8 protein-coding genes are annotated in these 11,958 nt (G+C 51.3%); 7 read left to right on the plus strand and 1 reads right to left on the minus strand.

Features of this window, described 5'->3' with window-relative positions; genetic code table 11:
* The first annotated feature begins 57 nt into the window (after positions 1–57).
* Both WCV85_02570 and amrB read left to right on the plus strand, forming a co-directional pair.
* Positions 58–5,022 carry an Ig-like domain-containing protein gene (locus tag WCV85_02570; protein MFA6473732.1) on the plus strand — a complete coding sequence of 1,655 codons (4,965 nt, stop codon included), beginning with the start codon at positions 58–60 and terminating at the stop codon, positions 5,020–5,022.
* Complete coding sequence (gene amrB / locus WCV85_02575) at positions 4,997–5,887, plus strand: AmmeMemoRadiSam system protein B (protein ID MFA6473733.1); 891 nt, start codon at positions 4,997–4,999, stop codon at positions 5,885–5,887. The genes WCV85_02570 and amrB overlap by 26 nt, the downstream gene beginning before the upstream one ends.
* Positions 5,888–6,699: 812 nt before the next feature.
* Here amrB and WCV85_02580 read toward each other — a convergent pair.
* On the minus strand, positions 6,700–6,912 hold the full coding sequence (locus tag WCV85_02580; protein ID MFA6473734.1) for a hypothetical protein: 213 nt from the start codon (positions 6,910–6,912) through the stop codon (positions 6,700–6,702).
* Between the two features lie 174 nt (positions 6,913–7,086).
* Here WCV85_02580 and WCV85_02585 point away from each other — a divergent pair, with 174 nt between their 5' ends.
* From WCV85_02585 to WCV85_02605, 5 genes are all read left to right on the plus strand, one after another.
* Positions 7,087–7,443, plus strand: coding sequence for a hypothetical protein (locus WCV85_02585; protein MFA6473735.1), 357 nt, complete (start codon positions 7,087–7,089; stop codon positions 7,441–7,443).
* 893 nt (positions 7,444–8,336) lie between these two features.
* On the plus strand, positions 8,337–8,888 hold the full coding sequence (locus WCV85_02590; protein ID MFA6473736.1) for a hypothetical protein: 552 nt from the start codon (positions 8,337–8,339) through the stop codon (positions 8,886–8,888).
* A gap of 94 nt (positions 8,889–8,982) precedes the next feature.
* Positions 8,983–9,600 (plus strand): hypothetical protein, encoded by a 618-nt coding sequence (locus WCV85_02595; GenBank protein ID MFA6473737.1) that lies wholly within the window; start codon positions 8,983–8,985, stop codon positions 9,598–9,600.
* 393 nt (positions 9,601–9,993) lie between these two features.
* Positions 9,994–10,566 carry a hypothetical protein gene (locus tag WCV85_02600; GenBank protein MFA6473738.1) on the plus strand — a complete coding sequence of 191 codons (573 nt, stop codon included), beginning with the start codon at positions 9,994–9,996 and terminating at the stop codon, positions 10,564–10,566.
* 125 nt (positions 10,567–10,691) lie between these two features.
* Positions 10,692–11,150: a hypothetical protein gene (locus WCV85_02605; GenBank protein ID MFA6473739.1), complete on the plus strand. Its 459-nt coding sequence runs from the start codon at positions 10,692–10,694 to the stop codon at positions 11,148–11,150.
* The last annotated feature ends 808 nt before the right edge of the window (positions 11,151–11,958 follow it).

Raw genomic sequence — 11,958 nt, forward strand, 5'->3', positions numbered from 1 at the left:
TTTTACCAAAACCCTTATCCTAAGGTAGAATGACTACATCTTTCTAACAGCATCCGTATGCCAAACCTCCACCCGGACCAAGCGCCAGTTGTCATCTCAAAAGCATTTTGGAAAACCAAGTGGTTCTACTCCCTTTGTGGAGTAGTTCTCCTGGCCGGGGTTAGCGCCGGGGTCTGGTTTGGCATTGTCCAACCACGGCGGGGAACAACTGGTGGGGATGCGTTTGATAAGATCGTGTTGCCTGCAGATACGGCGAGCGCCACCTTTGTAGTGGAAGCCACCAAGAAAGACCGGCTGGGGGTGGATCCGAAGACCAGTTTTGTCCTGACCACCACAGCGCCCATTGCCGCGAAAGACTTGGAAGCCTCCATTAGCTTTTCGCCAAAGGTGGAATTTGCCATTGCCAGTACAGATGAGAAAACTTTTGAAATTACCCCCAAGAAACCCTTGGGTGACGAAGCGGTGTACACCTTGGCCGTGAACGCCACGGTGCAGGGGACTGCGGGGAATGAGAAGCAAACCTACCAGTGGGCCTTCCAACCCAAGACCAGCCTGGCAATTGAAGGAACGCTGCCGCGAGATGAAGCCACTGGCGTTCCGGTGAATACCGGCATTGAAGTCACCTTTAGCACAGATGCGGTGAAAGATTTTGGCCAGCACTTCACTATCACCCCCAGTGCAAAAGGCGCTTTTGAGCAGCACGGTCGGACCTGGGTGTTTGTCCCTGCGGAAAAGCTGAAGGCTGCAACCCTGTACACTGTCACCCTTGCAGCAGCGTTACCAGTGCAAGGCTCAGATGTGACGTTGGGTCAGGCGTTCAGCTTCCAGTTTGAAACCGCGGTTGCCCAGCAGTCCAACGATGCCTTTACCTACGCGCGCTTCTCGCGCTCTTTCCAATCCGTGTTGCCCAAGGAAGCCCCGGTGCTGGATTTTGGGTACTACGGGAACTTGGGGACACCCAAAGCCACGGTGCACCGCTTTGCGAGTAGCCAGGAAATGATTGAAAAACTGCATGTCTTAGACGACATTCCCACCTGGGCAACAGCAGCGTTGGACACTGCGCTCATTAGCACCGAAGGCTTGACCGAGATTGGCACCTACGATGCCAAGGTTGAGTCTTTTGATAATCAGTACGTGCTCCGGCTACCTTCGGGTTTTGATGCGGGGTACTACCTGATGACCTTGGATGTGAAGGGCCGGAAATTGCAAACCGTGATTGTGGTGAGCGAACTTGGTGCCGCGCAGTTTGTGAGCCGCACAGATACCGTCCTGTGGTTGCAGGATTTGAAGGCAGGGACGCCGCTGCAGAAAGTATCAGCCGTCTTTGCACTTGACGGCAAGACGTACAGTAGTGACAGCGAAGGGGTCGTTCGCCTCACCACCCCAGACCAAGCAGTGGATACGGAGACCGATTTTACGCGTTCGTACTTCACCGTCAAAACTTCGGATAATCGGGAAACCGTCATTCCCTTCACCCCTGAAGGCGAGTCCTTCTTCGCCTGGCGCGGGATGCGGGACCGGCCCACGCACGATACATACTGGAAATACTTGTACTTGGATCGGACGCTCTACCGCCCGTCAGACACAGTGAATATCTGGGGCATTATCCAGCCACGGAAAAACCCCAAGGCCGAAGAGTACGTGGTAAAAGTGTGGACCTGGAATGTGACGGATTGGAATGGTGCGTACTTGCCGTTGGTTGAGGATCGCGTGCAGACCAATGCCTCAGGCACTTTCACCAAAGCACTGGCGCTGACGCAGCTCAATCCCGGCACGTATACGCTGAGCATTGAAACCCTGACGGGCAAGGAAATTGCCTCCAAGCAGTTTGAAGTGCAGACGTTCACGAAGCCCGCCTTTGGTGTGAGTCTTTCACCGCAGCGCCAAGCCGGCATTGTGGGGGAGCAATTGCCCATTCAGGCATTCGCTACCTTCTTTGATGGCACACCTACCCCCAATGCCAAGCTCCGTTACTCCAGCTGGGGACAGCCTGGTGGGGAAGGGACGGACATTACGGCGAATAGCCAGGGCACTGCGTCGTTCAACTTGCCATTGGCGAACACGAATAATTCGGTGGGGACGCAACGGGTGACCGTGTTCCCGGCGGAAGCGTCTGACGGTGATGTCCAGGGCAGTGCGGACATTGTGGTTTTTCCCAGTCGGGTCATTTCCAATTTGGAAACCGACCGGAATGGGAGCCAGGCGACCCTGAAGTTGCACGTCCGGAATGTGGACGTCACCAAGCCAGTGACCGACTGGTGGAATGCCTACGACACCATGACCAGTGGTCCGGCCGCGAATGCCAAGGTAGAAGTCAAAGTCATTGAGCAGGTTTTGACCAAAACCAAGCGGGGCACGCGGTATGACTTTATTGAGAAGCAGACTGTGGATGTGTATGATTACCGCTACAATGACGTGGTGCGGACGACCCTCACGGGCGTGACCGATGCGCAGGGAGCGTACACCAAGGACATCACTCTACCCGGCACGAGTTCGCGGGTAGAAGTGCGGGCGTTTGATACGAAAAATCTGGCCTATCTCCAAACCGCGTACTTTGGGAGTACGCAGTATGCGGATGCGGAAAGTGCCAGCTACCGCGTAGTGGACGTGGCACAGGATGGCCGGACAGATGCGCAGCTGGTCTACCCACTTGGCGGCACAACGACTCTGGAATTCCGCAAGGGGAATACAGCCGTGGAAGCCAAGGGCACGTTCATGTTTGTGACGCTCCAGAATGGGATTCAAGACGTTACAATAACCGACAAACCGCAGTTACCATTTACGTATACCGAAGCCAATATTCCCAATGTGTTCGTGACCGGGGTGTGGTTTACGGGTAGTGCGTTCCGTGCGCCAGCACAGTATGAACAAGCCATGCTGCAGTTTGATGCGGAGACCCGTGCTTTGCAACTAGAACTCAAAGCAGAAAAGGCAAGTTACGGTCCAGGTGATACAGTTCGGGTGACGGTGACCGCCAAAGACGCTGCAGGGAAACCGGTTGACGCGCGGGTGAACCTGAGTGCTATTGACGAAGCACTGAACGTCATCCAAATGGACAATACGCCCGCACCACTTGCAGGGTTATACGAACCAACGATGTCTGGCTTGCTCCAGCAGTACGTCAGCCATGACACCGCGCGTTTGGATGCAATGGCCGAAGGCGGTGGTGGGACTGGGGGTGACCGCAAAGACTTCAAAGATGCGGTGCTTTTCCAAGAGGTGCAGACGGGCGGTGATGGACAGGCTGAGGTCACCTTCAAAGTGCCAGACAACCTCACTTCGTGGCGGGTGACTGCACAGGGTATCACTGATGAAAAACTGGCTGGCTTTACCAGCCTGGGTGTTCCGGTGAGCAAACCCGTTTTTGCACTCCTCACGATGCCTGATGAGTTTGTCAGCCAGGACAAACCCACCATCATTGGCCGGGCGTACGGAACGGGATTAACCGCAACTGATGATGTGCAGTTCACTTTGGAAACCCCGGGCCTTGGTGCAAACCAAACCCGTACGGGCAAAGCCTTTGCCGCGCAGAAGTTTGTGCTGCCAACCTTGGTTGCCGGGGAGCAAGAAGTAAAACTTACTGTCCAGAAAGGCAACCAGAAAGATACGCTCATCCGGAAAATCACCGTGGTGGACTCTCGGCTTTCCCGCCAAGCAACTGCGTGGCTCACTGTGGCGCCTGACCTCACCATCACAGGTTCACCCAGCGGGCGGACTATGGTTGGCGTAACGGATCTGGGCCGTGGTCGGATTATTGCCAACCTACGCATGTTGCAGTGGGGCTGGGGGAACCGGTTGGAACGCAACCTAGCCGGCGCCATTGCCAGTGATGCGCTGGAAAAGTTGCAACCCGACTTGGTGTACGAAAATAGTGGTTTCAATCCAACTGCCTACCAGCAAGAGGACGGCGGTATAAGCGAAGTGATTTGGGGTTCGTCCGATGTCCGCCTTTCCGCCCTGGCCGCTGCCCAGGCAAAAATGTTTGACGCCGTGCGTTTGCGGCAGTACTTGCTGGGCAAGCTGAACCAGAAAGATATCACTGGGGAGCAAGCAAGCTTTGCCCTGTATGGGTTGGCAAACCTGGGTGAGCCGGTGCTCGCTGAACTAGACGCCTTTGTGGCTACCTCAGGTATTACGGATGAAGAGAAGCTCACTGCAGCCTTGGCGTACCAAGCTTTGGGTGCAAGCCAGCAAGCCCGGACCATTGCCATGGGATTGTTGGAAACCTACGGCGAAACCCAGGCGCCGTACATCCGGCTGAAGTTGGGCAACGATGATGATGCTCGGATTGTGAACACAGCGCGCTTTAGCATTTTGGCTGAAGGGTTGAAGCTTTCGCAGCGGGTGGGTATTGATACCTACTTGGCGGAGAAATTCCCCAAGGATTACCCCACAAACCTGGAGCGAGCTTTGGGCATGGTTGCAGCCATTCCATTACTGGACAACACCAACGTGTCTGTTACGTACACAGCCGGCGGTGAACCAAAGACGTTGGCCACGAAAGACGACCAGGTAACCTACGTCTCGCTCACCACCCAAGAAGCAACCCAATTCAAGGTGACGAAAGTTGACGGCCCAGCTGGGTTGATTGTGCAGACCGTGCAGCCATTCGATCCCAACACGGCACCGCATGACACGCGCTTGGGTGTCACCCGCAAGTTCACCCGAGTGGGGGACAGCGGACCGTTGAAGCAAGGCGACATTGTCCGCGTGGATATTGGCCTGCAGGTCGGCAAGGGGATTGTGGATACCGATTTTACAGTGACGGACTACCTCCCATCTGGCCTGGCCGCCTTGCCCAATCCATGGACCCGGAATGTCCAAACCAGTGTTGGATTCAACTACCCCACGGAAATTGCTGGCCAGCGCCTGACTTTCAATACCTGGGGGCAGAAGAGCTTCTACTACTACGCCCGGGTGGTGAACCCCGGAAGTTATGCAGCTGAACCCGCAGTAGCGCAAGGTCAGAAGAGCCGGGATGTGATCAACTACTCTGGTGGCCAAACCCTGGGGATTGAGTAAACGCTATTTCATTCTTGGAGCACTCGCGGTCGCCATCCTGGTTGCTGCGGGTGTTTTGGTGTGGTGGCAAAAATCGGAACCGACGCAGTCTCAATCATCAGCTGTGCTTAACGAGGTAACTCCTGCAGATGTGCAAACTGCTTTTGCACAAGGTGGAGACCAGCAGACCAAGCAGAATCCCGTCGCGGTTATCATGCCGCACCACTTGGTGGCAAAGCAGCTGATGGCGGAAATAGCCACAGTGGTTGGTCAGCAGTGTCCTGCGAACATTGTGGTGCTGGGGCCTGATCACGAAAATCGTGGCCAGACCATGGTTACAACCAGCGCTACGTCGTGGCAATCACCCTGGGCAACGTACGACGTCGCCGCGGACATTGTGCAAGCCTTGCACGCTGTCCCATTTGTCCAAACTAGCGAGTCGGTAATTGCACAGGAACACAGCGCGCTGTACCCGCTACCCTTCCTACAGCATGTTTGTCCCAAAGCAACCTTTGTCCAACTCATCGTCCGAAGCGGCTTTGATTTGAAAAAGAACGAACAACTTGCCCAGGCTTTGTACACGACGCTCAAACCTGAAGATGTGGTTGTTGCCAGTGTTGATTTTTCGCACTACAAAACCGCAGCAGAAGCGCGGGTGGAGGATCAGGAGTCCCTTCGATTGTTAGAAGCAGGGGAGTCAGCTGCTCTGGCACACATACCAGCCGATGCGCCGGCGGTGCTTGCGGTTGCCATGCGTTTTGCGCAGCTACGTGAGGCAAGTAATTTTCAATTATACAAAAACACCAACGCCGCTGAAGTGGCAAACGACCCTTCGCAACCCAGCACCACGAGCTACATAACGGGGTGGTGGGGGAGGGGGAGGTAAAGATTAAAGGTTGAGTTTTGGATGGCGGAATGGATTAAGGGTGGAGATAGGGGAAGGGGAGGTAGAAATGTATTGCACGTCTTTCCAAAAAAACTTGGTTCTATTGCATTCTTAACTCGGTAAGTATTACCTCCCCCAACCCCTCCTTCGAAAGGAGGGGAGGGTTTTTTGGTTATTTAAAGGCAAGGTTTTTTGTACGTTTCCTCCCCTTTCGAAGGGGAGGTTAGGAGGGGTAACCCTTACCGGTCAAAGCCCGCGTTACAGAATCAAGCATCATCCAAATCAAACCAATATTCAAAATCTTCCCCCTCCCCGCAACCCCTCTGGTTCCTTGTCATCAGTCCCTAATTCTTCCCCTCCCAATTCGTACATTCGTATTTTCGTAGTATCTTTTCGTAATTCGTAACCATTTTTCCGCTAACCTTAGCCCTTTTGGCTAACCTTAGCCATTTTAGGTATTGACAGGATTGGCTATCAGGTATATACTCGTTTGTTGACTTGAAAATCCATTTACTTCTCGGTTCGCTGAAAGAGAGAGCAGCGCTCCGAACTGTATTGCTTATAGCTTACGGCTTATGGCCTAAGGCTTACCCAAAGGTGCTCTCTCGCAGAGGACCTGTTCTTTTATATATATTCTATTTCGCGACATGGAGGGGGAGCATCCGAGTGGAGCGGCATCGCGGCGGGTTTACTCGCCAAAGACGCTTAACCATTCATCGTGATGTGCGCTTCGGCGCAAAACATCACTCAGCTAATACTCCTCCAGATCAAGGAATAGAAAACAGAAAAACATCGGAGATCAAATGAAAACTTTACACATTGTAAGACGGGCCGGACACTGCATGCTTGAAACAGTGAAATGCACTGTTGGTTTGGCTGCCTTCATCGTACTTGTTGCGATGATTACCGTCATAAGCATCGTGGCCGTTTACGGGTGTTATCTGGCCTTCAGTGAAGGTGGTACCAACGTCGGCCTGGGCGTAGTCTGCACATTCGGCGTAGTGCTCTGGACTCTTGCGAGGCAAGGCTGCTTCCAGAGACGAGACCGGGATCTGACCCGGCAGTACTAAGTAATTTCTGCGGAGTTGTAGTGGATCCGTCCCTACCGCTCCGCAACTCATCCCGGAAGACGACATAAGCAGAAGATCGTCGTCCGAGATGAGAAGAAGAATTGAAAATGGAAAAAGAAAGAGGGAAAAATGTCGGAAGAGAAAAAGCTTGAATTTACGGTGGTTGGGTTCGCAAGTGCTATAAGTGCGCAGGAAGCACTTAGGCGCCTCAAGGACTTAGGCTACAAGATCCTGAGCGTGAAAGAGTTTCAGGAATTTGCCAAGCAGATGGTAACGGATGGCCAAGAATGGCCGACGGTGGATCTGCAAGCGCGACTTGAGGGGACGTTGGTAGTTTCCGGCGAAACTATCGAAGGTGATGAGGAGCCATACTTTCTCACCCTGAATAGCCTTGGAGAATGGGAGAAGGAAAAAAGGGGAAAACAAGAAAACTTGTATAGACCTTACTTCGCTTGCATTCTGCCTCAGTCTTCAAAATCTGAATAGGTACCGTGGGTTCGCAGGATCACCCAAATAAAAATCCTGCACTCATCTTGGTTGGCTATACGAAAATAGCCACTCGGGACGAGACAGCACATTCCAACCATGGTTCTGGCAAGTATGGAGGGGGCTAAGTGTGGGCATGAAAGCTATCGCGCGGGGATTTCTCCGCAAAGATAGACGACACGTCTTTGCGCTCCGAGGCTTCGGTCTCAAAGGAGAGCACGAGTATCCCAGGCCTACAGCTTTATAGCTTACGGCCTACGGCTACTCACCACTTTCACCTCCAGACTTGCCCAAATACATGGAACGAACGTTGACAACTTTTTCTTTCCGACTTGGAGGGGTCACGAGCACTGCATGGACTAGCGTTACCTGGGGAGCAATCTCCGCGTAACGTCACAGTACATGCATCATGGTCAGGACTTCGGTCCACAGGCCATCTCTCATTCAGTCTTGGCTTTACCCACCTTCGCTATGAAGCTTCGGTGGGCAAGCGGCTGGGTTCGCTCGCCTCCAGATCGGAAAGAAAGAAACACACTCAAAAGGAGAATAGAAATGTTGCATCCAGCAGTTTTTCAAATTAGCTGCTTAGCAGCAATATGCGCCATTGTATATGGCATATTGCATATCAAATCACCCTGGAGCCTTGTAGTTGGGTTATTTTTAGGGGTTATATCGGTGACTTCTTTGTTAATACCAACTGTCAACAATTCCCCGGCACATGTGACACTTCTAGCTTTCGTCACGGCATATGTGACGGCAGTTTGCAAAAAGTGATAAAAGGGAACCTTGGCTACGGGTGAGTCGCATGATTCACCCCCCATCCCTGCCGTCGAGTAATGAACGACGGTGGAGATGGGAAGAGAAAAAATTGCAAAACCAAAGGAGAAAATAAAATGACCAAATATGTAGTGATTTGTTGTGCCATCTTAGTGTTGCTGCTGTTAGCGGCGCAGCGTCAGAATGTTGATCTCACTCCCTTTAACCGGACAGTGAATGCTCCGGTAGTTTCATACACTTTTGAGATTGACAGTTCGAAGGCGGATAAGCAGGTGATCATTACCAGCTTTAAGGCCTTGCGGTGGCCAAACGTCAAGACCTTGAGTGATACTCTCACTCAAGAAGATTTCTTTAACGTTCTCGTCATACCGAGTGGATCTAGACCGCAAATAAAATTTACTGTCTACGAAGACAGTACGTACGACATGCGGGAAGTTACGTTCTTTATCCCGTGGCCGGTGTATGATTCACTTCTGGCTGGAAGAGATATTCACATTCACACTTTTCCTCATGACTACACCTTCAACGGTGTAGCAAACTGCGAGAGATGTGGGGAGGCCATGTGCGGTGAATTGACCAAAGATAAGGGCACTGGATGTACCTTGTCTAAGAATCATCCTGGATCTCACAAAAATGAATGGGATCCGGAAAAAGTTTCTTGGGAGTAATTTGCTCCCATTTGTAAGCCCCTTGAAGAAGGCGAGAGACTCTCCATGTCCTCGCCTTCCTATCCCTGCCGTCGAGTAATGAACGACGGTGGAGATGGGAATAGAAATTAAAACCATTGTTGGAGGAAAGATGTCAAACAAAAGCATAATTTCAAACTTTCTGAGAGCTTATCGTGAAGACGCCGTTACCCTGCGCCGGGTTGGAACAAATGAAAGCTTTCGTGTCGTCTTCATTTTCAATCACGCGTTGGGCGATTACACAGACGAAAAGCTAAGCGACCCGATATCGCTCACGGAAGGCGCAAAACTTGCTGCCGACGTGCTCTGCCACAATGCCAACCATATCTGCATGATATTGGGGGGCTTTGTTCAGCACGGAATCAAGGAACCTGGTTTTTCAGAAGCGGTCAGCGCTTTGAAAAATTCCCTGAATAACCGTGGGAAAATTCATCCCATGCGCGCCGTTTGCCTCATCAAGGAGTTAATGGCGCATGAAAGGACAATTTTATGTACGCGGGATTTTGAAAAAAGCGAGACGTACAATATCTCCTTTCTCAGAAATTCCGATCTCAAGCTGACAACCGGTTGGATCTCTGACCCTCTTGACCCAGTGACGGCACGCAAGCTCGCAGATAATCCAAACTGCGAAAATCGCTGGTCAGCGATTGCCATCCTCGATTGCGGACTCTTTAAGTCCCCCAAGACCCAATAGTACCTTGGTTGGGTGAACCTTTGCGCTCACCCTCCCATCCCTGCCGTCGAGCTATGAACGACGGTGGAGATGGGAACTAAATATAGACGAAAGGTAAGAAAAAAAGTTTATTTTGTTCGCAATCTCACTAATATTGCTATCTCGAGGGATAGGCGAAAATTGCAATAAACTCGCGAAGGTTTACGGCGGGTAAAAAATATCCCACCAAGCAGTGAGGTTGATGCAGGCAGAACACCTCACATGCTATCCCACCAAAAAAGTTCATTTGAACTAAGACAGGCGCATCACGGATATCTTCTATCCTCACCCCTGTCTTCCTCTCCAAGCCCACGTCAACACGCGGGTTTAGAGAGGAAAATGAAATAATAAACACATCACATTTGGAGGTAATGGATGCAGGCATTGAATACCTTTAGTAATGCGCTGAATGTTGCCGGTATAATTCGGAGACGTCGAGCCTTTAAAGCGTTAGCCCAAATGAACCGTGATTTTATGGTTCTTCGAAACAATCTTCGGTATGCAAGTGGTTACGCCGGCTGCCCTTTGGATCGGCTGGTACTGCTGTTCAAGGCCGTGTCGCCATTTTACGATCGGCTGCCGGAATTTCGTGCCCTTTTGGTTAGATTCCAGGCCGGCAATTATGATGGAAGTCTGGGCCGTCAAGTGGAAGCTATTTCCACACTCATAGCCCACTTTGGCAATTGTGGGCGCGATCCTTACGGCATGAACCGCACGAAGCCTGGGGACGGGGTTACTGAGTACAAGGTGTATCTTGGGAATATTTACGGTTTGTTCCCCCAACCCGTCCCGACCTGGAAGGAATGCAAGAATTGGTTAAAAGGTGGTTGGGGTAGCCCAAAAATGGCGCACCTCAATGCCTATGACGTTGTGTGTGGCCAGGCGAATAGTTTCGCCAACCCGCACTTCAAGCCGATGATTGAGGCACTTGAAGTTCTGGGCGCATAAAGTCAAAATTCGCTCATTGGTTGGTGGGTTTACAATTCTTGTTGACCCGCCTTCCTCTCCAAGCCCACGTCTGTACGCGGGTTTAGAGAGGAAAAATGAAACAATAAATTTTTTGGAGGTATATCATGTCGATTACAAAAATTCGTAGTCGTTGCGAAATTTTTGTCTGTCAGGCAACTGTTTCGGGAATTTACCTATCCCTCTGGGTTTTGCTGTGGGGGTTTGATGAATATCTTTCGACCTTCCAGATCTCAGCGGGTATTTACTTCTGGGTGGGAGGGGTCTTGGCGAGCGGGTTTCTCGCCCTTTCTGTTATGGGCTGGATTTCACAAAATTGGCCCGGATCCCATATTGAGCAGGTAAAAGATGGGGTCTGCTGGGGCACAAGAAGTGCATTCGGATTCATCTTTATTGGAATAGGGGCTGTATTAACTCTCATCGCCATTGGGGTGATGATCCATGCCTTCACAGCGAATATTTTGTCTGAGGACGTAGCAGCTATGGCCGCAGGGGCTCTACTCGTATTCGCAATCGCATGCATCGTTGCTTGCTTTGGCGATATGATCTTAGTGGAGCCAGTTTAAAAACATTAAAAGAGCTCATTGGTTGGTGGGTCTACAATTCTTGTTGACCCGCCTTCCTCTCCAAGTGCATGTATGGTATACGTGTGCTTAGAGAAGAAAAAACAAATTATGTTTTGAAGGAGTTTCTATGTTTGAGCCAGTCGTTGTGCAAATGAGCATGCTCGTCGCATGGTACCTGACAGTTTCTAGATATTGCAGGGTAAAGGGTCTGCGATCTCTGGTGGGGTCAGCGATACTAATATTTGGCTTCATTTTCTTCAATAAGATGAATGAGGCAGAATGGTTTCTACCCTATCTCTTTATAGTCGCTGTTTACTACAACGATAAAAGAGAAAGTTGGATTAGGAATGAGATAAGCTGATCTCGCGGCGAGGTGCAGATGCATGCAGAACCGCACATTAGCGAACGAAAAGACAGGCACCCTGTACCATCTAGTACGGGGCAGCTGCATTACGGATATCCTCTATCCGCACGCCTGTCTTCCTCTCCAAGCCCACGTTTGTACGCGGGTTTAGAGAGGAACATAGTTTCCGAAAAATGTGGCTGGTCCAGCAGGTGGGAGCTGGCGGATGATAGCCCGGAGCGAAGGAACGCTCGGCTTCGTGAAAACGGGGTAACAGGGATCGAAACCCTTCCAGCCTACAAATATTGCACGTCGTGACCCCAAGCAAGCATGTAAGGCACGACACTTTCCCAGTCTTGCTTGCTAGCAGACTGAAGCGCAGATGGTTCTGCGACGTTTGGGCGAGATGTACCATTCCTCGCCCCTTTCCTTAAATTATCGTGAACTCCACGATGTCTTAAGGAA

It is taken from the genome of Patescibacteria group bacterium (genome assembly GCA_041665345.1).
Lineage (GTDB): Bacteria > Patescibacteriota > Patescibacteriia > PEXW01 > PEXW01 > JBAYJA01.

Coding starts and splice junctions, on each gene's coding strand:
- WCV85_02590 (MFA6473736.1), top strand. CDS start 8,337: ATGACCAAATATGTAGTGATTTGTTGTGCCATCTTAGTGTTGCTGCTG.
- WCV85_02570 (MFA6473732.1), top strand. CDS start 58: ATGCCAAACCTCCACCCGGACCAAGCGCCAGTTGTCATCTCAAAAGCA.
- WCV85_02605 (MFA6473739.1), top strand. CDS start 10,692: ATGTCGATTACAAAAATTCGTAGTCGTTGCGAAATTTTTGTCTGTCAG.
- WCV85_02585 (MFA6473735.1), top strand. CDS start 7,087: ATGTCGGAAGAGAAAAAGCTTGAATTTACGGTGGTTGGGTTCGCAAGT.
- WCV85_02600 (MFA6473738.1), top strand. CDS start 9,994: ATGCAGGCATTGAATACCTTTAGTAATGCGCTGAATGTTGCCGGTATA.
- WCV85_02595 (MFA6473737.1), top strand. CDS start 8,983: ATGGGAATAGAAATTAAAACCATTGTTGGAGGAAAGATGTCAAACAAA.